This is a genomic window from Haloferax chudinovii, assembly GCF_042663345.1.
GTDB lineage: Archaea > Halobacteriota > Halobacteria > Halobacteriales > Haloferacaceae > Haloferax > Haloferax chudinovii.
This window is the reverse complement of the sequence record NZ_JBHTAB010000004.1, coordinates 113,279-136,829: the sequence shown is the minus strand read 5'-3', so window position 1 is coordinate 136,829 and position 23,551 is coordinate 113,279. Positions and strand designations below refer to the sequence as shown.

General features: G+C 67.5%; 24 protein-coding genes and 1 tRNA gene. 13 read left to right on the top strand and 12 right to left on the bottom strand.

Annotated elements, in window-relative coordinates; all coding sequences use genetic code 11:
• Positions 1–40: 40 nt before the first annotated feature.
• The 6 genes from ACFQI8_RS09865 to ACFQI8_RS09840 are packed head-to-tail and all read right to left on the bottom strand — an operon-like array spanning position 41 to position 7,754.
• Entirely contained in the window at positions 41–940 is a 900-nt protein-coding gene (locus ACFQI8_RS09865) for a DUF58 domain-containing protein (protein ID WP_390244298.1), read from the bottom strand.
• Positions 941–947: 7 nt separating this feature from the next.
• Positions 948–1,964, bottom strand: coding sequence for an AAA family ATPase (locus ACFQI8_RS09860; RefSeq protein WP_390244296.1), 1,017 nt, complete (start codon positions 1,962–1,964; stop codon positions 948–950).
• Positions 1,957–2,883 carry a DUF7502 family protein gene (locus ACFQI8_RS09855; protein ID WP_390244294.1) on the bottom strand — a complete coding sequence of 309 codons (927 nt, stop codon included), beginning with the start codon at positions 2,881–2,883 and terminating at the stop codon, positions 1,957–1,959. Before ACFQI8_RS09855 ends, ACFQI8_RS09860 begins: the two co-directional genes overlap by 8 nt.
• The gene (locus ACFQI8_RS09850; protein WP_390244292.1) at positions 2,876–3,499 is read right to left on the bottom strand and encodes a chromosome partitioning protein; all 624 of its coding nucleotides are present in this window, start codon (positions 3,497–3,499) and stop codon (positions 2,876–2,878) included. Before ACFQI8_RS09850 ends, ACFQI8_RS09855 begins: the two co-directional genes overlap by 8 nt.
• Positions 3,496–5,958 carry a VWA domain-containing protein gene (locus ACFQI8_RS09845; protein ID WP_390244290.1) on the bottom strand — a complete coding sequence of 821 codons (2,463 nt, stop codon included), beginning with the start codon at positions 5,956–5,958 and terminating at the stop codon, positions 3,496–3,498. Before ACFQI8_RS09845 ends, ACFQI8_RS09850 begins: the two co-directional genes overlap by 4 nt.
• On the bottom strand, positions 5,958–7,754 hold the full coding sequence (locus ACFQI8_RS09840; RefSeq protein WP_390244288.1) for a BatA and WFA domain-containing protein: 1,797 nt from the start codon (positions 7,752–7,754) through the stop codon (positions 5,958–5,960). The genes ACFQI8_RS09845 and ACFQI8_RS09840 overlap by 1 nt, the downstream gene beginning before the upstream one ends.
• Positions 7,755–7,984: 230 nt before the next feature.
• Between ACFQI8_RS09840 and arcD the strand changes: the two genes are divergently transcribed.
• Positions 7,985–9,442, top strand: coding sequence for an arginine/ornithine antiporter ArcD (gene arcD / locus ACFQI8_RS09835; protein ID WP_390244286.1), 1,458 nt, complete (start codon positions 7,985–7,987; stop codon positions 9,440–9,442).
• A 50-nt stretch (positions 9,443–9,492) separates the two neighbouring features.
• Here arcD and ACFQI8_RS09830 read toward each other — a convergent pair whose 3' ends face one another.
• Positions 9,493–10,122, bottom strand: coding sequence for a PH domain-containing protein (locus ACFQI8_RS09830; protein WP_390244284.1), 630 nt, complete (start codon positions 10,120–10,122; stop codon positions 9,493–9,495).
• The gene (locus tag ACFQI8_RS09825) at positions 10,119–10,760 is read right to left on the bottom strand and encodes a PH domain-containing protein (protein WP_390244282.1); all 642 of its coding nucleotides are present in this window, start codon (positions 10,758–10,760) and stop codon (positions 10,119–10,121) included. The genes ACFQI8_RS09830 and ACFQI8_RS09825 overlap by 4 nt, the downstream gene beginning before the upstream one ends.
• A 136-nt stretch (positions 10,761–10,896) precedes the next feature.
• Between ACFQI8_RS09825 and ACFQI8_RS09820 the strand changes: the two genes are divergently transcribed.
• The 5 genes from ACFQI8_RS09820 to ACFQI8_RS09800 all read left to right on the top strand — a co-directional run bounded on the left by ACFQI8_RS09820 (position 10,897) and on the right by ACFQI8_RS09800 (position 16,087).
• On the top strand, positions 10,897–11,382 hold the full coding sequence (locus ACFQI8_RS09820) for an Lrp/AsnC family transcriptional regulator (RefSeq protein ID WP_390244280.1): 486 nt from the start codon (positions 10,897–10,899) through the stop codon (positions 11,380–11,382).
• Positions 11,379–12,530 carry a pyridoxal phosphate-dependent aminotransferase gene (locus ACFQI8_RS09815; RefSeq protein ID WP_390244278.1) on the top strand — a complete coding sequence of 384 codons (1,152 nt, stop codon included), beginning with the start codon at positions 11,379–11,381 and terminating at the stop codon, positions 12,528–12,530. The genes ACFQI8_RS09820 and ACFQI8_RS09815 overlap by 4 nt, the downstream gene beginning before the upstream one ends.
• Positions 12,531–12,627: 97 nt before the next feature.
• A complete protein-coding gene (locus ACFQI8_RS09810) occupies positions 12,628–13,053 on the top strand; it encodes a universal stress protein (protein ID WP_390244276.1) in 426 nt (141 codons plus the stop codon).
• A 152-nt stretch (positions 13,054–13,205) separates the two neighbouring features.
• Positions 13,206–13,922 (top strand): DUF7504 family protein, encoded by a 717-nt coding sequence (locus tag ACFQI8_RS09805; protein ID WP_390244274.1) that lies wholly within the window; start codon positions 13,206–13,208, stop codon positions 13,920–13,922.
• Positions 13,923–13,972: 50 nt separating this feature from the next.
• Positions 13,973–16,087 (top strand): hypothetical protein, encoded by a 2,115-nt coding sequence (locus tag ACFQI8_RS09800; RefSeq protein WP_390244272.1) that lies wholly within the window; start codon positions 13,973–13,975, stop codon positions 16,085–16,087.
• Here the strand turns inward: ACFQI8_RS09800 and ACFQI8_RS09795 are convergent, their stop codons facing one another.
• From ACFQI8_RS09795 to guaB, 4 genes are all read right to left on the bottom strand, one after another.
• Positions 16,088–16,228, bottom strand: a complete 141-nt coding sequence (locus ACFQI8_RS09795) for a DUF7503 family protein (protein ID WP_167344118.1) — start codon at positions 16,226–16,228, stop codon at positions 16,088–16,090.
• Positions 16,229–16,465: 237 nt separating this feature from the next.
• Entirely contained in the window at positions 16,466–17,056 is a 591-nt protein-coding gene (locus tag ACFQI8_RS09790; RefSeq protein ID WP_390244270.1) for a HalX domain-containing protein, read from the bottom strand.
• 153 nt (positions 17,057–17,209) lie between these two features.
• Entirely contained in the window at positions 17,210–18,298 is a 1,089-nt protein-coding gene (locus ACFQI8_RS09785) for a TrmB family transcriptional regulator (protein WP_390244268.1), read from the bottom strand.
• A 260-nt stretch (positions 18,299–18,558) separates the two neighbouring features.
• Positions 18,559–20,055 carry an IMP dehydrogenase gene (gene guaB / locus ACFQI8_RS09780; protein ID WP_390244266.1) on the bottom strand — a complete coding sequence of 499 codons (1,497 nt, stop codon included), beginning with the start codon at positions 20,053–20,055 and terminating at the stop codon, positions 18,559–18,561.
• A gap of 396 nt (positions 20,056–20,451) precedes the next feature.
• On the opposite strand from guaB, the gene ACFQI8_RS19475 reads away from it, so the two are divergent.
• From ACFQI8_RS19475 to ACFQI8_RS09750, 7 genes are all read left to right on the top strand, one after another.
• Positions 20,452–20,649, top strand: coding sequence for a DUF8099 family protein (locus ACFQI8_RS19475; protein WP_465261709.1), 198 nt, complete (start codon positions 20,452–20,454; stop codon positions 20,647–20,649).
• Between the two features lie 84 nt (positions 20,650–20,733).
• The gene (locus ACFQI8_RS09775) at positions 20,734–21,618 is read left to right on the top strand and encodes a DUF5794 domain-containing protein (RefSeq protein ID WP_390244570.1); all 885 of its coding nucleotides are present in this window, start codon (positions 20,734–20,736) and stop codon (positions 21,616–21,618) included.
• 42 nt (positions 21,619–21,660) lie between these two features.
• Positions 21,661–22,047 carry a secondary thiamine-phosphate synthase enzyme YjbQ gene (locus ACFQI8_RS09770; RefSeq protein ID WP_390244264.1) on the top strand — a complete coding sequence of 129 codons (387 nt, stop codon included), beginning with the start codon at positions 21,661–21,663 and terminating at the stop codon, positions 22,045–22,047.
• A gap of 96 nt (positions 22,048–22,143) precedes the next feature.
• Complete coding sequence (locus ACFQI8_RS09765; protein ID WP_390244262.1) at positions 22,144–22,371, top strand: DUF5795 family protein; 228 nt, start codon at positions 22,144–22,146, stop codon at positions 22,369–22,371.
• Between the two features lie 56 nt (positions 22,372–22,427).
• Positions 22,428–22,604, top strand: a tRNA-Trp gene (locus ACFQI8_RS09760).
• Positions 22,605–22,691: 87 nt separating this feature from the next.
• On the top strand, positions 22,692–23,366 hold the full coding sequence (locus ACFQI8_RS09755; RefSeq protein ID WP_390244260.1) for a hypothetical protein: 675 nt from the start codon (positions 22,692–22,694) through the stop codon (positions 23,364–23,366).
• A partial coding sequence (locus tag ACFQI8_RS09750) for a hypothetical protein (RefSeq protein WP_390244258.1) occupies positions 23,359–23,551 on the top strand: 193 nt, incomplete at its 3' end. The genes ACFQI8_RS09755 and ACFQI8_RS09750, both read left to right, overlap by 8 nt.

The following is a 23,551-nucleotide window of genomic DNA, read 5'->3' as shown; positions in this document are numbered from 1 at the left end:
AAAGCCCGCGGTCCGCGGCGACGTTGGTTCGAGACGCGGGTCAGCCGCCACCCCGGCCACCGCGCCGCTCGCCGCCGAGCCGCGCGCCGAGCCAGAGGTCGGCGAACGTGTCGAAGAAATCCGCGCCGGTGTCGACGAGTTCGCGCTCGATGCCGAGCGCCTGACACCGCTCGTCGACCGCCGCGAGATGCGACTGGAGCCGGTCGGTGTACTGCCGCGCCGCCGACCCGCCGAAGTAGGTCCGGTGCGTCGCCTCGGACTCGGGGTCCTCGAAGATGGCGTCGCCCGTCGCCTCCGGGCCGAGTTCCTCCGGGGTGAGCACCTGCGCGACGAGCACGTCGTTCCGCGCGAGCGCGGCGAGGCCGGCGGCCACGTCGTCGGGGTCGAAAAGCAGGTCGCTCACGACGACTACGAGCGACCGCGAGTGGATGCTCTCGGCGTAGGTCGAAAGCGCGGCCGTGATGTCGCCGTCGCCGCCGGGCGTCGTCTCGTTGAGGCGCTCGACGAGTCGGAGCACCTCGCCGCGGCTCGACGCGTCGGTGTCGATGCGGTCGGGCAAGTCGCCGAGGAGCGAAAACCGGAAGTCGTTGTTCTCCTCGGCGGTGAGGTGACAGAAGCCGAGGCCGAGCTTCGCGCCGTACTCGAACTTGTTCGTGCCGGCCGCGCCGAAGTCCATCGACGCCGAGGCGTCGAGGAGGACGTGGACCGTCAGGTTCCGCTCGGCCTCGAACCGCTTGATGAACAGCTCCTCTGTCCGGGCGTACACCTTCCAGTCGATGAGCCGCGGGTCGTCGCCGGCGGCGTACCGGCGGTGGTCGCTGAAGGTGAGCCCCTCGCCCACGTCCGGCGACTCCTGTTCGCCCTGCCGTCGGGCGTTCGAGACGCGCTTCAGCGAGGTGTCGAAGCGGTCGAGCTCGTCGAGGAAGCCGGGGTCTATCATCGCTCGGTCACTCGTTCAACAGCCGGTGAATCACGTCGTCGGGCGACAGCCCCTCGCGCTCCGCCCGGAAGTCGAGGATGACGCGGTGTCTGATGACCGGCGGGGCCATCTCGACGACGTCCTCCCACGAGACGTGGGTGCGCCCGTGGACGAACGCCCGCGCCTTCGCGGCGAGGACGAGCGCCATGCTCGCGCGGGGGCTCGCGCCGAACTCGACCTGCTCGTCCTCGCGGGTGCTACGGACCAGTTCGATGGCCCGGTCGCGGATGTCGTCGGAGATGGGGACCTGCCGGACGAGTCGTTGGGCCGCCAGCAGGTGCGTCCGCGGCAGGACGCGCTCGACGTCGGGCGACGCCGCGCCCTCGGCGTACTGCTTGACGATGGTCCGCTCCTCGTCGAACTCGGGGTAGTCGACGAGAATCTTCATCAGGAAGCGGTCGGTCTGCGCCTCGGGGAGCGGGTAGGTGCCGCCCTGGTCGATGGGGTTCTGCGTCGCGAGGACGAAAAACGGGTCCGGAAGCTCGTAGGTCTCGCCCGCGGCGGTCACCTGCTTTTCCTGCATGGCTTCGAGGAGCGCGGCCTGCGTCTTCGGCGTCGCGCGGTTTATCTCGTCGGCGAGGACGACGTTGGCGAAGATGGGGCCGCGTTCGAACACGAAGTCCCGGCCCTCCGGCGTCTCGCGGATGATTTCGGTGCCCGTGATGTCCGAGGGCATCAGGTCGGGCGTGTTCTGCACGCGCGAGAACCCCAAGTCTGTCGCGTCCGAGAGGGCGCGCACGAGCGTCGTCTTCCCCAGTCCGGGGTTCGATTCGAGGAGCGCGTTGCCGTCGCAGAGGACGCAGACGAGCAGTCGCTCGACCACGTCGTGCTGGCCGATGATGCGCTTTCCGACCTCGTCTCTGACCGCGCCGACGCTCGCTTGGAGCTCCTCGATGCTGAGGTCGTCGTCTGTCGGGACCGCGGCGTCGCCGTCGACCGCGGTCTGCTGTCCGTCGTCTCCGAGTCGGTCTGGGTTGTCACTCATCGTCGGTCTCTCGTATCTCTAAGCTGTAGTCGCGAATCAGGTCGGCCTCTTCGAGCGTGTCGTCGGCGAGGTAGCCGGCGCGCTGGCTCTCGACGGTGCTGTCGCCGCCGTAGCCGGTGGAGTCGTAGGCCGCGGCCGCAGACTCCGGCCCGTCTCCGTCGCCACTGCCACCGGTTCCGGCGACAGTGGCGTTCAACTGCTCCGACCCGGCGGCCACGTCCTCGGGGTCGCCGAGGATGGAACTCCCGTTCTGGAGCCGCGTCTCCTCGTCGGAGAACTGGTCGGGGCGGTCGCCCGCGGAGGCGCCGTCGCCGGCGAGCCCCTCGAACTGGATGTCCGAGATGGCGACCTGAATGCTCCCCGCCGAGAGGAGCAAGGCGACCACGAGCGCGCCGACGATGCGGCGGGTCGGAAGCAGTTCCACCGACGACGACTCCCGTAGGCGGGACAGCACGTCGTCGTAGAGCGCGACCGACATGCGCGAGTCGCGGTTCGGGTTCCCGTCGTCGGCGACGAGGTCGCGGGCGGTCCGCAACGCCTCGGCGACCGACGGGTTCACCGCCTCGAACTGCTCGACCGGCGGCACTCGCATTAGGACGAGGTACTCCGCGACGCCGACGAGGAGGCCCACCGCGAGGGCGAGCAGGACGGCGGCGTGGACCGAGACGGCCGGGTCGACCCGCGGGAGGAAGCCGAGCGACACCGACGACTCGACGGGCAACTCGACGACCCGGAACGCGACGTTCGCCAACAGCGTCGCCACCGCCGCGTCGACGGCGCTGGAGACGACGGCGGCCTTCGCGGCCTCGCGGCGGACCTCGCGGACGGCGTCGGCCATCGCCTCGCGGCGGGCGGGTTCCGGGTCGTCGGGCGAACCGCCCTCGTCAGCGGCGGCGTCGTCGGGGGTCGTTTCAGACATCGCTACACACCGCCGGTTCACTGCCGTCTTGGTAGCCGGCACAGGCCTGCCGGAGTTCGGCCTGGAGTTCGTCGACCCGGTCTTCGAGACGGGAGACCTCGGAGCGGAGCGACCCGATCTGGTTCTCCAGTCGGTCGTTCGTCGCTTCGAGGTCCGCGTTGTCCGTTTCGAGGTCGTCTATCTGGTTTTCGAGCCGGTTGCGCTGTTCTTCGAGGTCGTCGAGCGTCGCCCTGAGGTCGCTGATTCGGCTACGGGCGTCTTCGAGGTTGTTTTCCGTCTCCCGAAGTTCGCCCCGCGTCGACGACAGTTCGCTCTGCGTCGACGACAGTTGTGACTCCGTGTCTTCGAGGCTGTCGGAGACCTGCGAGACGTCGCCGCGGGTGCGTTCGAGGCTGTTGTTCAACTCCCGTAGCTCCGTCCGCGTCGCCGACAGGTTCTGTCGGGTTTGCGAAAGGTCTTCCTCGAGCGCCGCGTTTCGCTCGCGCAACTGCTCGTTTTGCTGGTCGAGCGAGTCGACCGAGTACTGGTAGAACATCGTCGCGCCGACGGTTCCGGCGGTGAGGAGGACGACGATGACGACGAGACCGAGGTTCAGGGACCGACCCAGCGCACTCATATCAAACCACCTTCACTTTGCGTTCGACCCCGATACACTTGAAGACGCCGGGCGAGCACCTCGGTGAGATACAGGAGGAACGCGGCGGCGACGAACGCGACCGTCCAGTCGTCGCGCACGGGCTGGACGCCGGCGGCGTTGTCGCGGGCGGAAGCGGCGATTTCGGCGGCGTCGTTGGGGCTGTACATCGTCCCGCCGCTGTCGGAGACGGCGGCTTCGAGCGCGGCCGACCGGCCGAACCCGGCGTACTCGACGGGGTAGTTCACCGCGAAGGCGGTGTCGAGCACGTCTCGGTAGCCCGTCTCCGTGGGGACGACGGTCGCCTCGTAGACGCCGGCATCGACCGCCGAGAAGGACAGTCCCTCGACGCCCCGCGGGCGCTCGCCGCCGCGGTAGATGACCGTCGTCGGTTCACCGACGCGGGTGTCCGACACCTCGGCGACGCCGGACGCCTTCCGCTCGGGGTCGCCGATGACGTAGTTCGTGGTCTTCGTGAGCAGAAGCGAGTCGGGGCGCTGGAGCAGGCCGTCGAGCGTGCCGTCGCCCGCGTAGGCGGTGACGGTGGCGACGCGACCGAGGCCGTAGCGCCACGAGGTGACCGCGGGGGTGCCGTCGTCGGCCGCAACGAGGAAGTTCGCGCCGCTCCTGACCGACACGTCGTTGACGCTACCGGGGTTGGCAGTCAGCTCCACCCCGGCGGTGACGAAGTCGTTCTGGTCGACGACCGTGAGGCCGTCGCCGGCGTACTGGCGGTTCGCCCCGCCGAAGAGGATGCGGAGCCGGTCGGTCTCGTCGGCTCTGAGGTAGTTCCCGCCGGACGCCCGCGCGATGGCCCGGAGGGTCCGTTCGTTCGGGCTCGGCCCGGTCCCGATGGCGATGACGCGGATCCCGTCGCGACCGAGTTGGTCCGCGAGCGTCGCGGCGTCTTGGAACCGGTCGTGACCGTCGCTGATGAGGATAATCGTCCCCCGACTGTCGCCGAGTTGCTGGGCCGCGCCGTCGAGACCGACGGCGATGTCGGTCGCGCCGCCGGATTGGAGGCGGCGGATGAGGTCGCCGGTCGACTCGCGGTTCGGCCCGAGCGGGCGGAGCGGCGCGACGTCGTAGGCGCGGTAGTTGAAGCCGACGATGCCGACTCGGTTCTCGTCGCCGAGCTGGTCGAGCGCGTCGAGCGCGACCGACTTCTGGACGCGCATGCCGCTTTCCGCGCTCCCCGAGACGTCGATGGCGAAGACGAGGTTCGTCTGCTGGGACGTGCCCTCGCCGGTCGTGACCGGGAGCATCGACGCGAGGCTCGACCCGTCGTAGCCGCCGTTTTCGAACGAGTTGCGCCCGCCGGCGACCAGCAGGCCGCCGCCGTCGATGACGAACCGCTGGAGCGACTCGGTGTTGCCCACGTCCTCGGCGCGCAGGTCCTGTAAGACGACGGCGTGGTACGACGAGAGGTCCGCGGGGACGGTCTCGGCGGTCTCCACGTCGTACAACTGCGAGAGGTAGTCGCGGAACGGGTAGTCGCCGCGGGAGACGTACAGCACCCGCGGCGGCTCGACGACGCGGACCGTCTTGCGGAACACGTCGTTCGACTGGAAGCGGTCGCCGCCGTCGATGCGAGCGGTGACGCGGTGGGTGCCGGTGGTCTCGAACGTTCGCGTGAACTCGACGCCGTCGGTGGTGTTGACCGTCTCGCGGGCGACCTCCTCGCCGTCGACGTCCACGGCGAGTTCGACGGTCGCGGTCTCGACGTCGTCGGGGACGACGCCGTCGACCTGTGCGAGGAAGGCGTTCTCGACGCCGACGCTGGTCTTCGACGGGCCGCTGACGGTGACGTACTGTTCGGTCTCGGTCGGTTCGAGCCCGACCGCGCTCACCGTCGCGTTGAGGTCGCGGGCGAGCGTCGTCGCGGAGGCGAGGCTCCGCCCCGAGGTGACCCGCCCGTCGGAGACGAGGACGACCGTGCCGTCCGGTCTGAGGTTGGCCGCGACGGCGTCGCCGATGGGCGACGCGTCGCCGCGGGCGACCGTCGAGGTCGTGACGGGGACGCCTTCGTCCTCGATGTCAGCCGCGAGTTGCGACGCCACGTCCTCGATGACCGCCGCGCTGTCGGAGTCGTCGACGAGGAGCGTCACCCGCGGGTCGCCGTCGGTCATCCGCGTCGTCACGGTGTACGGTCCCGCGGCCGCGACGACCAAGCACAGGACGACGAGGAACCGGGACGCGAACAGGAGCCGCCGGGAGCGCCCGCCGGCGGTCCCGTCGGCCCCGCGGAAGATGAGCGCCCACGCGAGGAGCGCGGCCACCGGGAGCGCGACGAGGAACAGCGGGCGCTGGAGGCCGAGGGTCCGACCGGCGGCCTCGACCGTCCACGCGAGGGGCGTCGCCGTGGCGGCGGGAGCCGTGGCGGCGACGCCGACATCCACCAGCGCGGTCAGCGCGGCCGACGCCGAGCCGAACGCCGCCATCAGAGGTCACCCCGCCGGCGCAGGTAGGCCAACTCGACCATCGTCGCCGCGAGCGCGACCAGCGCGGCCCACTCGGTGAGCGGGTCCGGGACCTCGCGCTCTTCGACCCGCGTCGGGTAGTCCGCGGGGGCCGACTCGCCGTCCAGCGGCGCGGCGGCCACGTCGGACTCGGCCTCGCTGAGGAGCGACGCCGCGAACCGCTCGTCGCCGACGCGGTAGAAGCCGGCGTCGCCGAGGCGGACCTCCGGGCCGGTCGTCTCGCCGGCGGGCGTCTCGACGGTCTGGTTCGCGCCCGTCGCGAGCGACCCGCCGGTCGCCCGATTCAGCTCCGAGAGCGTCGAGCGCCCGGCGAGGTAGAACACCGAGCGCTTCCAGAACACGGGGTACTGGTAGTTGTACTTGAACGCCGAACTGTCCTCCATGAAGCCGTAGTAGAGGACGCGGCCGGCCCCGCGGCGCTCGACGGCGACGAGCGAGGTGCCGCCGGTCGTGTTCACGAGCGACTGGCCCGCCCGGAGGTCGCCCGCGATGTACTCGGTCGGCGGCGGGAAGGTGATGTCGCGGGTAATCGGGTGGCTCTCGACGGTCCCGATGGTCGGGTTCGTCTCGACGCTCCCCTGCGAGACGAGACGCAGGTCGCCGTAGTTCGGCGACTCCTCTTGGGCCTGAATCGCCACGCCGCCGCCGTCGGCGACGATTTCGCGGCCGGCCTCGACGTTGCCCGCGAGCAGGCGGCCGGGGTTGACGTTGCTGTAGATGACGACGTCGTAGTTCGGCGAGACGGCCGTCGGCGGGTTGTCCACGGTCAGAGACACCTCGGGGATGACCGACAGCGCGGCCGTCAGATAGCGGTTCTCGTCGTTCGTGAGGACGAGCACGTCCACCGAGGCGTCCTCGGGGGCCGCGACGTACAGCGCGTCGTCGGGCGGGAAGGCGTCGCCCGGCGAGAGCGCGACGCGCCCGCCGCCCGCGGGGACCGGGAGCGTCGCGGTCGCCACGTCGCCGGGGTCCATCCGGACCTCGCGGGCGGTTCCGGCGAGCGAGAGCGTCCGCGTGACGGCCGAGTCACCGTAGTTCTTCACCGTCACGGTGACGTTTGTCCCGGAAAAGCGTCGGTCGACGATGCCGACGTTGCCTTGTCCGCCGCCCGCGAACTGTCGGAGTTGGACGACGAGGCCGCGGGCGCGGGCCTCGCGGACCGCGTCGCTCCACGGCGAGTCGTCGGCGAAGTCGCTCAGGACGACGACGCGGGCGTCCTCGCCGGCGACGGAGGCGGCGGCGGTAATCGCGGAGCGGAGGTCGCCCGGCGCGTCGCTCGCCTGCAGGCCGTCGAGGGCGGCGCGGGCGTCGGTCGCGCTCCCCCGGCGGAGCACCACGTCCGCGTTCGCCCCCGCCGCGACGACTGAGGTCGTGCCGGAGACCTCGTCTCGCGCCGCGGCGAGGGCGCTGTCGAAGCGGGTCCCGCCGCCATCGCGGACGCCCATGCTCGCGCTCGTGTCCACGACGAGGACGGTCTCTTGGACCGTCTCCGACTCCGGCACCAGCACGTACGGCGTCGCCAGCGACCCGACGAGCGCGACGAGCGCGAGCAGTTGGATGAGGAGGAGCAGGCTCCGAAGCAGGCGGTCGAAGATGGGGTTCGAGGCGCTTCGCCCCGCCGCGTCCGCGAGGAACCGGAAGGTCGGGAGCGTGCGCCGGACCGGCTCCGGCCGGAGCAGATAGAGGATGACGAGCGGGACCGCCCCCAGGAGGGCCACCAACCCGAGGGGGAACAAGAAGAACTCGGAGAGGGCCATGCCCGACCCGTGGTGCGCCTGCGGTATGGCTGTTTCCCTACTTGTTGACACGTTCCGCATTCTCGACCTATCGGAATGCGTGAACGTCCGGGTCGCTCGCGCGGGTCGATTCGGCGAGAGGATTACTACCGCGCATTTGATTGTCAGCTAAAAGTACGTCATTGCATAACAATGCACTCAAATCATAACACGACACAATTTTATGCTCTAAGGTTATTTATCGAACTACGATGGGAACTGATAGGTACACACCGCGGTCGTACGACGACATCGCCCCAGACCAGCGTCCGACGCTGAAACAGGCGCTCGTTCCGGTGCTCGGACTCGTCGCGTTCCTCGGTCTCGGGTCGGCGTGGCTGGGACTCGACCCGCACATCCCGCTCGTCTGGAGTATCGCGCTGGTCGGCCTCCTCGGCCGGTTCGTCTGGGGCTACACCTGGGAGGACCTCTACGAGGGCATCGAACGCAGTCTGGCGATGGGGCTACAGGCGATTCTCATCCTGTTTACCATCTACGGCGTCGTCTCGACGTGGGTCGCCGCGGGGACGATTCCGACCCTGATGTACTACGGCCTCGACCTGCTGTCGCCGCAGGTGTTCCTCCCCGCGACGGCGCTCCTCGTCGGCGTCGCCACCTTCGCCATCGGCTCGTCGTGGACCGCGGTCGGCACCCTCGGCGTCGCCTTCATCGGCATCGGCTCGGGGCTCGGCGTCCCCGAACCGATGACGGCCGGCGCGATTCTCACCGGCGCGTACGCGGGCGACAAGCAGTCGCCGCTGTCGGACACGACGAACCTCGCGGCCGCCGTCACGAATACCGACCTCTACGACCACATCCGCGCGATGCGGAGCGGGACGGCCGTCGCGTTCGGCCTCTCGCTCGTCGGCTTCGTCGTCCTCAGCCTCGGGATTACCGGGACGATTCCGGCCGACCAAATCGCCGAGATTCAGACCGCGCTCGCCTCCTCGTACGACATCACGCTCCTCGCGTTCCTACCGCTCGCGGTCACCTTCGGCCTCGCCGCGGCCGGCTACCCCGCGCTGACCGTCCTTCTCGCCGGCGCGTTCGCCGGCGCGTTCACGAGCATCCTCGTGCAGGGCGCGTCGTTCGTCACGGCGTGGCAGACGTTCATGAGCGGCACCGGCCCGGAGACCGGCTCCGAGCTCGTCAACAGCCTGCTCGCCTCCGGCGGCGTCTCGGGGTCCGCGTGGACCATCGCCATCGTCGTCGCGGCGCTGACGCTCGGCGGCCTGCTCGAACAGACGGGCGTGCTCGCCGTGCTCGCCCACCGCCTCCAGCGCGGGATTCGGAGCCCGCGCCTGCTCGTCGCCTCCACCGGCGTCTCGGCGATGCTGACCAACGCGCTCACCGCCCAGCAGTACATGAGCATCGTCGTCCCCGGCATGACGCTCCGCGACACCTACGACGAGTTCGGCCTCGACAGCTCGGACCTCTCGCAGGCCATCGAGTCCGCCGGGACCCCGACCGGCGCGCTCCTCCCGTGGCACGCCGGCGGTGCGTACATGGCCGGCGTCCTCGGCGTCTCGACGCTCCAGTACGCCCCGTACTACATGTTCGGCTACCTCTCGCCGCTCGTGCTGTTCGCCTTCGTCCTCGCGGGCGTCGGCTTCTCGGGGAACAGCGCGGCACGGCCCGGCCCCGCCGCTCCCGCGTCGGACGACGACTGACGCGACGCGAACCCGCGCCGCGATACCGACCCGAACACGACCGTTTTTCGTTACCGCTCTACCGCCGCTCTGAGCGCCCGCACCTCGTCGCGGACGGCGGCCCACTGCTCGACCGTGCCGGGGAGGTCGCCGCGGTCGTCGCGGCCCTCGATTCGGTCGCGCACGGCACCGGGGTCGTCGACGTCATCGAAGCGGATTGCGCCGCCGCCCGCGGCCTCGACCGAGACGGTCCCGTAGCCGAACAGCGACCCGGTGACGCCCTGCGAGAGCGCGCTGTTCTGGACGCGGTCGAGGGAGACGCGCTGGACCGTCCGAGAGAGGACGCCCGTCTTCCGGTAGAGCGCCCGGTCGGTGACGACGAAACGCGTGTTGGTGACCCGGAGATACGACCACGCGGGCAGGAGGAGGCCGACGAGGCCCGCGGCCGCGACTCCGGGCGCGCCGTTCGCGGCGGCCGCGGCCGCCGCGGCGACGACGACGAAGAGCCCGACGACTGCGGCGGGGATGACGGTCTGTATCCGCGGCCGACCCTCCCAGCGGACGGTCTCGTCGTCGCCGCGTGCCAGCCAGTCGTCGATGGCCGCGACGGCCTCCGAGTCAGCCTCCGAGTCGGCCGCGGTGCTCTCTGCAGAGGGGTCGTCGGGAGTCGAACCGGCGGCGCTCGAATCGCCGCCCGTCATCGCTCGTCGGTCGTCGCGTCGAACCCGAAGTCGCTCGGTTCGAGCGCGTCGGCCGACGCGTCGGAGTCGGGGGCGGGGGCGGGTTCGTCGCCCGCTCGGTCGGGCGCGTCGTCGCTCCCGGTCGTCTCGTCGTCGCCCTCGACGGCCCGCCGAATCGCGCGGAGTTCGGTCAGGATGTCGTCGAGGACGGCCGCCTTCCCCTCCGCGTCGGTCTCCGGTCCGGAGCGGCGCTTGATTCGCTCGTTGACGAGCGTCTGGAGGGACTGCGGGTCGGCGACGTTCTGGAAGCTCATCTCGATGCCGCTTCCGCCGGCCGTGCTGATGTTGACGGAGCCGTAGCCGAACTGCGCGCCGAGGAACGTCTGGCTGTAGGAGGTGTCCTGCACCTTGTCGAACTCGATGCGCTGGACGCTCCGGGAGAGGACGCCCGTCTTCCGGTAGAGCGCGTCGGAGGTGACGACGTAGTTCGTGTTCGTGTGCGAGAGGTACGACCCGACGAGGAGCGGAATGCCCACGAGGACGAACGAGAGCGGGACGCCGACGATGAAGGAGGGCACGAGGCTGTAGGGATGCGGGGTGTCGGCCCAGAGCACCGCTTCGTCGTCGTCGAGAGTGAGCCAATCGAACTCGGTGTCCATGGCGGACAGGTTTCCGCCGGCGGTGGAATAGTGTTCCGCCGGCTAAGTCCGCCGTCCATGGGCATCGGTACCGCCTAACACGACAATTCCGCCCGGTTGGGCAAACCATTTTACGGATGCCTGCAACGGACTGTCCATGGACAAGCAGTCACTGCTCGACTTGCTGCGTCACGACGCTCGCGAGAGCGTAGATGACATCGCCCGCCAACTGGGCGCAGACGCCGAAGCAGTGGCAGCAGCGCTCGAAGAACTCGAAGCCGACGGGGTCATCCGCGGCTATCAGGCGGTCGTCGACTGGAACAACGTCGACGAGGAACACGTCCGCGCGCAGGTCGAAGTCGACGTCGAACTCGACCGCGAGACGGGCTACGAGGAGATTTCCCGCCGCATCGCGCGGTTCCCCGAGGTCGCCACGCTCAGACTCGTCTCCGGCGACTACGACTTCTTCATCGAGGTCGAAGGCGAGTCGATGCACGCCGTCTCGAACTTCGTCTCCGAGCGCATCGCCCCCATCCCCGAGGTCACGAAGACGGTCACGCACTTCGTGATGGACTCCTACAAAGAGGAGGGCATCGAACTCGGCGACGGCGACGACGACGACCGGCTGTCAGTGTCGCCATGACGCTCGGGGACCAGCTTTCTGACCGCGTCGAACAGGTGCCGCCGTCGGGCATTCGGAAGTTCTTCGAACTCGCCGAGGAGGTCGACGACGTCATCTCCCTCGGCGTCGGCGAGCCTGACTTCTCCGCGCCGTGGGCCGCCCGCACCGCCGCCATCGACTCGCTCGAACGCGGCAAGACCTCTTACACGTCGAACCGCGGGATGCGCGAACTCCGCGAGGCCATCTCGGAGCGCGTCACTCGCTACGACCAGGAGTACGACCCCGAAGACGAGATAATCGTTACGACGGGCGCGAGCGAGGCCGTCGACCTCGCGTTCCGGGCGTTCGTCGACCCCGGCGACGTGGTGGCGATTCCCCAGCCGTCGTACATCTCGTACACGCCGGGGGCCATCTTCGCCGGCGGCGAGCCGCTTCCGGTGCCGACCCGCGCCGAAGACGAGTTCACGCTCACCCCCGAGGCGCTCGAAGCCGCCGGGGCCGACGAGGCCGACGTGTTGGTGCTCTGCTACCCGAACAACCCGACCGGCGCGGTGATGACCGACGACGAACTCGCCGACGTGGCCTCGTTCGTCAGGGAACACGACCTCGTCGTGCTCTCCGACGAAATCTACTCCGACCTCCGGTACGAGGACGACCACGCCTCCATCGCCACCCACCCCGGGATGCGCGAGCGGACCATCGTGTTCAACGGCTTCTCGAAGGCCTACGCGATGACCGGTCTGCGCCTCGGCTATGCCATGGGGCCGGCGGGGGCCATCGACGCGATGAACAAGGTCCACCAGTACGCGATGCTGTCGGCGCCCACGACGGCGCAGTACGCGGCGCTCGAAGCCCTGCGGTCGTGCGACGACTCCGTCGAGGAGATGCGCCGCGAGTACGACCGCCGCCGCCGGTTCGTCCTCGCCCGCTTCGAGGAGATGGGTCTCGACTGTTTCGAGGCGAAAGGCGCGTTCTACGTCTTCCCCGAGGTCCCCGACGGCGACGACGAGGCGTTCGCAGAGGGGCTCCTCGAAGCACAGAACGTCGCGGTCGTCCCCGGGAGCGTCTTCGGCGAGGGCGGCGCGGGCCACCTCCGCGTCTCCTACGCGACGGGGATGCGCGAACTCCGCGAGGCGATGGACCGCATCGAAGCGTACGTCAGCGACTGAGCCGACCGGCCTACGCCCGCACCCCGCTTTTTTCCGAACGAGCGCCGCATCACGAGTATGCGAAGTATTCACACGTTTGGGGCGCGTACATCCAGCGATGTACGACGAAATCCTGCTCCCCGTCGACGGGAGTCCGGCGGCAGAACAGGCGTTGCCGCACGTGTTCGACCTCGCAGAGCGGTGCGACGCGACGGTCCACGTGTTGTTCGTCGTGAACACGACGCGGGACAGCGCGGGTATCGTCGGCGGGACGGTCCTCGAAACGCTGGAACAGGAGGGCCAACGCGTCGTCGACGAGGTCGTCGAGCGCGGCGAGAGCCGCGGTATCGAGACGGTCGGGGCCGTGCGTCGGGGCGCGCCGCACGACGCCATCCTCGACTACGCGACCGAACACGGTGTGTCGGTCATCGCGATGGCGACCCACGGCCGAACGGGCGTCGAGCGCGTCCTCCTCGGGAGCGTCACCGAGCGCGTCGTCCGCACCGCGCCGGTTCCCGTGTTGACTGTCCGCGCCACCGGGTAGGCGATTCGAAGCGGATGCGACGGCTCGACCGGTCGAACCGGCCGTTGACGCCGCCGGTGGTGGTGTGTGTCATCGATGGAGACACACAGCCGTACATTTCGAGAGACCAACACGCAAACTCTTATTAAATATCGTTTCATCGTGCAAAACGAATGGTTTCGGGAGGTGACGCGGACACCGCCGTAACAGATGACACGTCCACGTTCCAACTCGGGTTGGACGACCTCAAACGACGGGGGAGCGCGCTCCTCGTCGTCGGGTCGGTACCGACCGAGCTCTACTCGCGGGCGTCCAAGCAGATGCTCGGCGCTCCCGACGAGCCGCGGCGCCGCCTGCTGGCTCTGAATGACTCGACGCCGCTCGACGACCGGCTCGACGTCGACATCCAACGCACCACGGAGTGGACGCGCGTGGTGCGGTACGGGTCGCTCGAACGGAGCGCGGCGGCATCGCCGTCACCGTCGGCCGCCGTGCCGAGCGCGGTCGACGCCTGCGAGCGCCGGGTCGGCGGCGGTCTCGGCCAACTCGGCGCGGCACTCGCCAACGACGTGACCGAGTTCGACACGCTCGCCGGCGGGCTCTCTCCGGCCGAACTCCGCGTCGCGTTCGACTGTCTCCCGTCGCTCCTCTCGCGGTACGACCGTGACCACGTGTTTCGGTTTCTCCACGTCATGACCACCCACATCCGCGCGCGAAACGGGATGGTCCACGTCTGGTCCCCCGGTGAGCGCGAAGGCGAGGTCAACCGGCTGTTCGAGCCGCTGTTCGACGCTGTCGTCGAACTCGACGTCGAGGGCGCTGAGGCCCGTCAACGCTGGCATCTCCGGCAGAAGGACGTCTCGTCCGGCTGGTTCCCGTTGGAGTCGTGAACCCCTCACGACCAGTACGTTTTTCACCTTAATCGTGTCACGTAGACACAATGGAACCGACCGGGGAGGGCGAGCGGGCCGACGCGTCTTCGACGCTGGAAGTCGGCTTTTCACTCCCTTCAGATGGGGCCGGGGTAGTCGTTCGGGACAACGTCGAACGCCGCCAGTTCCTGCTCCGAACGCCGTCACCCGTCGACCCAGAACCGACAGATAGCAGTCGGTTCTCGCTTCCGACGGACGCCGCGGTTCGCATCGAAACCGACCGCATCGGGTTGGCGGCGAACACGGTCGTCTGCGTCCGCGACGAGGCGGGGTCGATGCTCGCACGGGTCGACCAACAGGGCCGCGAGGAACTCGGTGCGGGAACCTACAGCATCGAACTCTTCGGCGCGGTCAAGACGTATCTCCGCACCGACGGGCCGCTGACCGTCGACGCGCAACCGCTCGAAACCGTGCTCTCTTTCGGGGAGCCCCAGACGGTGTTCGTCGGCGCGCGGTCGTCCCACGAGAGTCCCGCGACCACGATTACGACGACCGACGACCCGCTCGACGTGATGGCGGCCGTCTCGGCGTTCAGCTCCGCGCTCAAGACCACGAGCGTCGAGCGGTCGTACCCGACGCTCCGGGGACACCCGCCGCTTCTCGAACTGGGCGACGAACTCGCGGTCCCCGATGCCCTCGACGTTCCCGAGACCGGCGTCAGCATCGAACTCCCGCCGACGCTCCGCCACGTCTTCGTGGCGACGCCGCTGGCGTACTACCTCGGCGCGCGGCTCGTCCCCGGTGACGCTCCCCGACTCGTCACGGAAGACGGGTTCGTCCACGACTTCGACGGCCCTCACGGCTTCGAGGAGGCGGTCGAACGCGCGCTCAAACGGACGTTCTTCCTCGACTGCGTCGTTCGAACGGAGGGCATCTACGACGTGCCGCTCCACGAGCGCCAGACCGTCGAGTCGCGGACGGACATCGGCGTCGAGGGGTTGTACGACGCGTCGCTCGGCGAACGGCTCTCGGCGTACTTCGAGATACCGTACGAGGAGGTCGCCGACCTCCTCCCGGAGTGGAAGCTGACGACGCACGTCGCGCCGCGGGCCGACAACATCGAGCTTCTCCCCTTCGTCACGAACGACCTCGCGGTCGTCCGGACGCCGTCGGGGACCGAAGTACACCACTCAGAGGTGCAGGCGGCGGTCGTCGACGACTTCCTCCGGGGCGACGTCGACGCCGGCACCGTCAGGAGCGCGGGCACGACGACGCCGAGCGAGACGTACGTCAAACCCAGTTCGACCGACTCGGTCGAGCAGGCGTGGATCAGCGACGGGACGCCCGTCGGCGCGAGCAAGACCACGCCCGCCGCCTACCGGAATCGGCTCCAGCGGGAGCCGACACAGGGTGACATCGGCATCACCGTCGTCTGTAACGACCCCGAGATGCTCGCCGAGACGGACATCGTCGACGAGGTGTACGGCTCGCGCGACGGGCTCTCGTTCGACGTCGACGCCCACTACGACCTCAGCAGGGCGGAGCTTCGGGAGACGCTCGCGGAGCCGACTGACTTCCTCCACTACATCGGCCACATCGATGACGACGGCTTCCAGTGTCGCGACGGCAAGGTCGACGCGGAGACGCTCGACACCGTCGGAACGGGGGCGTTTTTCCTCAACGCGTGTCAGTCGTACGACCAGGGGCTGGCGCTCGTCGAGGCCGGCGCAATCGGCGGCATCGTCACGTTCAGCGAGGTCATCAACAGTCAGGCCGTCGGCGTGGGGCGCACGTTGGCTCGACTCCTCAACGGGGGGTTCCCGCTACAGGCGTCGCTGGAGGTTGTCCGCATCGACAGCGACGTGGCACACCAGTACGGCGTCGTCGGGGACGGGAGCCTCTCTGTGGTACAGTCTGAGAGCGGCGTCGCGGTATACTGCGAAGTGTTTGACAAACCGGGCGAGCAGTTCGAAGTTTCGTACCACGCATTCAACACTTCGAGAGCAGGAATCGGGTCGCTGATTAGGCCCGCACTCACCGACAGTATGCCGTATTACCTCTCTTCTTCCGGCGTCTCGAATACAGACCTGACTGCGGACGAACTCCGGGAGTTCCTCGCGCTAGAACAAATTCCGGTCATCTATGACGATACCGTCTACTGGGACCGCGAGTTCCTTTCGTGATTACGGCCCGTAGATGACGCTGGTGTTTCCGGCCGCCACGCTTCCCGCCTGTGAGAGCAGGAGTGCGAGCGTGAACAGGACGCCCATCATGCGGGGGTTCTGACGGAGGTACGCTACCATCTGGTTGCTGTCATCGGACATGTGCACTTACCCCAAGGGCCGAGCCCAAAATATAATTTTTCGTGTATATCTGATATGAAATTAAATGAATTAACTGACCGAAACTCGCAAGTAATCGTCAGTCAGACGAACGGTACCCCTACGAGTGCGAGAGCGACCGTTAGGTGCGAGAACTACCGTTAGGTGCGAGAACTATCCGTTACCCAACGAAAACGGAGAACAGAGAGAACGGTTGGCGTCCGAAACGGGCGGGCTCGTTCAGGAGTTGTCGATGTCGGCTCCGTCGCCGATATCCCGGTACACCGCGGAGATTCCTTCGGTCTCGTCGAGCTGGCCGAGCGTCTCGTCGAGCTCACGCCGGAGCTCGGTCAGGCGGGCGGTGAGCCGCTGGTACTCCTCGTTTTCTTCGAGCGCCGCCTCGTCCTTTTCGGACTCCAACAGCGCCTTCTTCGAGGCGAGGGAAAACAGGTCCTGAATACCCACGTCGTACGCGTTTCGCAGGATGAGGTTAGAGACCGTCTCGGTCAGCGCTTCGCGCGAGACGGGCTTGACGAGGTAGTCGTCGAAGCCCATCGCGATGATGTCGAAGTCGGGTTCGACCGCGGTCACCATCGCGACGCGGCACTCGAAGCCACGGTCCCGAATCTCCGAGAGCGCCTCGTCGCCCGAGAGGTCGGGCATTCGACGGTCGAGGAGAACAACGTCAACCTCGTCGTCGAGCTTATCGAGCGCCTCGCGGCCGCCGTAGGCGACACGAACGCTGTAGTCGTTCCTAAGCCAGGTTGCGTACAGGTCGGCGAGGTCAGGCTCATCTTCAACGATGAGCACCAGTGGCTGTTCTGCGCTCATTGGTATTGTAGTGGTGTTCCGGGGACGCTCACGAAATTCAATGTCGTGCAGTGGTATATCAAAATACCTCTTGTCTAACGCCGTCCGAAACCGCGCTTGTGGGCACTAATTACCCCCCGGAGTTGTTATACATTCCGGCGAACCGAACAGATGCTACCCGTCAGGCGTCTCCGAAATCGACTTGATAGTGATGCGGTTCGCCTCGACGTCTTCTAACACCGCTCCCCACCCGCCGACGGTGTAGGTCTCGCCGTCGGCCTCGACGGTCAGACAGACCTGTCCCGCGAGTTCGGAAAACGACAACGTGTCCGTCGGCGTAGAAACGGCCGTGTAGTACACGTCAGTCACCTCACCGGTGAACTCGATGGGGTCGCGCTCGTCGGTCTCGTAGCCCTCAATGTGCGCGACGATTCGGTTCCCGTCGCGGACGAGCGGTTCCGCGTCCTGAACGAAGTGTCTGATATCGGAGTACACGAGCGGCAGTTCGTCGGTCTGGGCGTCGTAGACGACGTCCCAGACCTCCCAGAGCGCCGTCTGGAAGTACCAGTGGAAGACGTACGTAAGCGTGTAGTCGTCGACGAGGACGCCGTACTGGTTCACCGAGTTGTCGTGCGGCGCGAAACACGCGCCCGTCCGGTCGACGATGGCGACGAACGGTGTCGGCAGTGTCCGATGTCTGACTTCCGTGGCGACCCCGCGATACTCCCGCTGTGCGAGCGATTCGAGGTCGTCGGTCCGCTCGGGGTGGAGCACGACCTTCACCAGCGCGCCGTTCTCGTACGCCTCCGAGAGCGCCGGCTTGAGCTCGTCGAACTGCTCGGGGGTGACGGAGAGTTGGACCTCGCCGTCCGCCTCCCGAATCATCTCTTCGGCCCGATTGAACACCGTCTCGAAGCGCTTGACGATGCTCAGCATGTGCCGGTCGACCGCGGGCTGTTGCCAGCGCGCCTCGATTTCCTCTGCCGCTTCGTCCAGTTGGACGGCGCGGCTCTTGAGGTCCTCCATCACCGAATTCGGGTCGCACGCCCGCGCGTGAAGACTGTCCTGCTCGTAGGTCTCGATGTAGCCCTTCGATTCGAGGTCGCGGAGAACATCGTAGATGCGGGCGGTCGGTACGGCGCAGGCGTCGGCGAGTTCGGTCGCACTCGCCGCTCCGAGTTGGAGGAGCGCGACGTACGCCTCGGCCTGATACTGTGACAACCCGGCGTTCCGAAGTGCGGTGCGTAGCTCCGCGGTATCCATCGCTTGTGGATGGAGGATGTACATCCCTATTAATTATCGCATGTCCTCGTCTCGCGGCCGTTCTGGGAGCCGAGCCATCAAATTGCGACTGCGACGCGAGGGTGTGCGCGCCGTGGACCCGAGCGACCCCGAAAAAACGCGGGCGTTCGAGCGTCGCACCGGGGGCGACGAAATCGAGCGGCGCAGATACGGGAGAGATGGAGAAAATCCGAAACAGAAGAACCGACAGACGAGAGAAACGGCGGAGTCGGGAGAACGCGTTACTCGTTCGGGCTGTAGTTCGGCGCTTCGTCGGTAATCATCACGTCGTGGGGGTGGCCCTCGGTCTGGCCGGCAGATGAGACCCGGACGAAGCGAGCGCGCTCTTTGACCTCGGAGATGGTCTCCGCGCCGACGTAGCCCATACCGGACTGCATGCCGCCGACGAGCTGGTGGAGTTCGGACGCGAGCGAGCCCTTGTACGGCGTTGCGGCCTCGACGCCCTCGGGGACGTACTCCTCGTCTTCGTTGTCCTCTTTGAGGTAGCGGTCGGCACCGCCGGACTGCATCGCGCCGACCGAGCCCATGCCGCGGTACTGCTTGTACTTCTTGCCGTTCATCGTGATGACGCGGCCGGGGGCCTCGTCGGTGCCGGCGAAGTAGGAGCCGAGCATGACGGCGTCGGCACCGGCGGCGACGGCCTTGATGGCGTCGCCGGAGTAGCGGATACCGCCGTCGGCGATGACGGGGATGTCGTAGTCGGCGGCGACGTCGGCGACCTCCGCGACGGCCGAAATCTGGGGCATGCCGGAGCCGGAGACGACGCGGGTCGTACAGATGGAACCGGGGCCGATGCCGACCTTGATGCCGTCCGCGAAGTCGACGAGTTCGGCCGCGGCCTCGCGCGTGCCGACGTTCCCGACGACCACGTCCGCGTCGACGGACTCCTTGATGTCGCGGGCGGTGTCGATGACGTTGAGGTTGTGCGCGTGGGCGCAGTCGATGAAGATGACGTCGACGCCGGCGTCGTCGGCCATCTGCGCGCGCTCGGCGTCGAACGGGCCGACGGCGACGCCGCAGACGAGGCGGCCGTCGTCGTCGCGGGCGGCGTTCTCGTACTCGCGACGCTGGAGAATACCCTGCATCGTCACGAGGCCGACGAGGTGGCTCTCGTCGTCGATGATGGGGACGCGCTCTATCTTGTGGTCGTACATGAGTTCGAGCGCGTCGCGGGCGGTCACGTCGCGCTCGGCCGTGATGACCTCGTCCGTCATGGCCTCGCCGACCTCGTCGGACTCGCCGACTTCGAGGTACGGGCGGATGTCCGTGCCGGAGATGATGCCGAGGACCACGTCGTCGTCGTCGACGACGGGCGCGCCGGAGACGCCGGCGCGCTCCATCATCTCGTCGACCTCGCTTATGGTCTGGCCGGGGTTGGCCGTGACCACGTCTTCGCGGCGGATGACGAGTTCGTCGGCGCGCTTGACGCGCTCGATTTCGCGGACCATCTGCTCGGCGTTCATATTGCGGTGGAGCACGCCGAGGCCGCCCTCGCGGGCCATCCCGATAGCCATCCCGCTTTCGGTGACGGTGTCCATCGCCGCGGAGAGGATGGGGATGTTGAGTTCGACGTTCTTCGAGACGCGCGTCGACACGTCGGCGTCGTCGGGTTCGACGCGACTCTCCATCGGGCGGAGCAGGACGTCGTCGAATGTGAGGGATTCGGGTACCCGTAGCTTCTCGGTGAAGGGTTCTCGGTCAGGAACGTCGTTCGCCATATCAAGCGTGGTTGCGGCGACGACAAAAGGGTTGCGAGATAGCACGGGCGTGTCGATGTATCGCAAACCATCTCGTCAATATATACACGTGCGTGCCTACACGTCCGCCATATCGTCGTCGTCGGGCGGGGCGCGCAATCGGACGACGCCAACCGTCGCCGCGTTGGGGCCGTCGTCACGACTGTCGAGACACTCGTCCCCTCGTCACGGTGTACCGAGTGGCAAAACCATCGTGAATAATCACCATGTTCGCGAACGTGTACCACGATATTTTCGGGATTCCAGAGTACAGCCGACGAATCGTCAGCCCTATTTATAAACAGAGCAGTAGACTTTGTGCGCTGTGCGGTCGTGTCCCACACAACGTTTAATACTCCTGTCCTATTGTAACCTCGTATGGACTCCACGTGTCCCGCCGCATCGCGCATTGCCGGTCAAACGACCTCCGACTCCGGCATTCTCTTTACACCGATGTGGCAGACATTTAAACGGGAGTTCAATATCGGACGAAATGGGCTTCGCGTGCGGAGCGCCCGCACCCCGCTGTCCGAATTGCGACCCTATCACCGCTTGGGCCATGGTGACGGCCAGTAACATCGAATGAGTGTCTCACGCCACCCAGTCGCCCTTCGCCTCGAGCAACAGGTCGGGGGTGCCACCCGTCTGCTCGCCACCGTCATGGGACTGCCCCTCATCGACGGCATCTTCCCCGCGCTCATCATCGCGGGGGCGCTGACGACCACCGCGGGCGACCCCTCGGTTACGGGCATCCTCCAGACCGGCCTGCTCATCTTCGGCGGGTCGGCGACGGTCGCGGTCATCCTCGCCGAGATGGACGGCACGCGCCGCGAACAGCTCACGTCCATCCTCCTGCTCGGCGCACTGCTCGTCCCGGTCGCCGTCGCCGAAGCCGCCGTCGCCGAGACCATCGAGACGCTCCTGAACTTCGAGGTGTTCCACCGCTTCGCCGGTCTCGTCATCCTCGCCGTGGCGGCGAAGACGGCCTCCTCGAAGGTCGGCGAGTACCTCCCGTCGCCGAGCATCATCATCGGCCTCGGCCTCGTCGCGAGCTTCGAGCCCGCCGGGTTCGAACTCATCGTCACCCCCGACCCGATGCGTCTGTTCAGCGCCGGCGCGGCGGCCGGCACGGGCGTCGGCTTCGCCGGTGCCATCGCGCTGTTCGCCCCGCGGCTCCGCGGCAACGTCGACATCGACCTCTTCCGCTTCGGAAGCTCGGTCGCCCTCGGCATGCTGGCGCTCGAAGTGCTCGGCCTGATGCCGACGCAGGCACCCGTCGCACTCGGCGTCCTCGGCGTCACCGCGCTGTTCGCGTTCGACCCCGGCTCCGAGGGCGAGGGCGCTGACCTCGACGAGTTCGTCGACGACGCCCCTGCCACCGAGTCGGCCACGCCCGATGCCAACGCCGACGGAGCGGTCGCCGACGGCGGCGACGACGTCGAGACGTCCGAGGACTACGACGAGTTGGTCGACGACGACGACGACGACTCCAGTCCGGGGTACGGCTACCCCGGCGAAGAGGAGTCCCGCGCGCCCTGGCTGTAACCCGCCGGGTGACTTTTTCTCCCGGCCGACGAACTCCGTCGCATGCGACGGAGCTTCGATATCCGAACTGAGCGCCGGCTTCAGGTTGTCGACGTGACCGACGAGGTCGAGGCCGCGCTTCCACGGGAGTACGACGGCGTCTGTACGGTCTTCTCGAAACACACGACGACCGGTGTCTGCGTCAACGAGGCCGAATCGCGACTTCTCGGCGACATCGAGTCGATGCTCGCCGAGGCGGTCCCCGACGACGGCTGGGCCCACGACGAACTCGACGGCAACGCCGACTCGCATCTCCGGGCGCTCCTCGTCGGCAACGGCGTCTCGATACCCGCCGCGGACGGCGACCTCGACCTCGGTCGGTGGCAGTCGGTCCTCCTCGTGGAGTGCGACGGGCCGCGCACACGGACCGTGACGGTGGCGACGACCTGAGACTGTTCGAAGCGCGGCCTCGCGGCCACCGGGACCAGCGAAACCGACGCCGACCGCTGGCGGAGGGCTTACTTACTTCGGGACGGTTGCACGGGTATGAGCAACCGCGTCGTACAAGGACGGATGGTCACGGCCGAGACGCTCGCCGAACTCGTCGAGGGCGAGCGCCCGATGGACGCCGAACCGATTCAGGACGCCGACTTCGACTGCCCGGAGTGCGGCGAGAACGTCATCCAAGTGGGCTACATGCCGAGCGTGACGGAGTTCGTGACGGCCTACAAGTGCCAGGAGTGCGACTGGGCCGACGACGACCGCGACGAGTAGAATCGAAACCCCTTTAAGAAAAATCGCCATACGAGAGAGTGCAGACAGAACGAATCGGGGCTGTGGCCAAGCCCGGCATGGCGACTGACTCCAGAGGCTTGGCGCCCGGGACGACACTCCAGCTGATATACTGAGCGGCCGACTGATCATCGGTCGTGTTGACGACCCTCTGGAGTTCCGAGGTGCCCACCGGAGATATCAGTCGATCGGGGGTTCAAATCCCTCCGGCCCCACTCTAAACTTAATCCTTTCGTAGGGTTTTATTTAGTAGCAGAGGCGCTGTACCGCCGGTTTAGCGGAACCCGGGAGGTGCGTTCTCTGTGAGCGATTCTCCACCAGAGAAGAGCGACAGCGCCGTCGACGACGGGGACGGCGACCTCTGGTACGACGCCGAAGTCGATGAGTCGGAACTGGGGAAGAAACGACTCGATGGACTCTCACCCGTGCCGACAGAGCACGGGAGGAAAGTCGCGTTCAACGCACTTCCTCCAGAGGCGTCGCGCGGCTCGGGACGCTACGATAACTACTGGACGGACCCAGACCCGCCCTACGAGCCAAAGAGTCACGTCATCGACGGCTCCTACCGGGAACCACCAGCGAAAGAGGACAGCTGGCGGCTCATCCGCTACAACTGTGGAAGCTGTAAGAAGCGGTGTCTCGTCGACCACGCCGAGCGCGCCGCGAAGCTCCGGCAGTGTAGGGACTGCGCTCGGGTTCCCGCCCTCGACGACAAGGTGAGAGACCACCGTCTCACCAGTCTGTTGTGGGCGCACATGGCCGCCCGAGATTCCACCGCAAGGTCCGGAGAGGCGACGACCGTCCTGCCCGCGCCGAGCGCCCCGAGGCGCGGGAGGGAGGAGCCCGCCGGAAGCGAGGGCTCGCCCCTCGACCCGGAAGCCGGGCCGCACCGAGGGGTCACCGACCCCGAGGGACGTGAAAAGCCCCAGCGGCGTCTGAGCGATTACGTAGTCGCGGACGGCGGGGAGCGTGAGTAGCGATGGCGACCAGCCCACCGGAGGAGTCGAAGGGACTCAACCGGGGGCTGAGCCTTGGCCCTCCAAGGAGACTAACTCTGTAGAGGCTCAACGCGAGCGTTCACGGGACTCTAGCGAACCCGACGAACTCGTACACGAACGAGTTCTAGAGTTCGCGCAGAAGTACCCGGAACTGGCCGAGATGT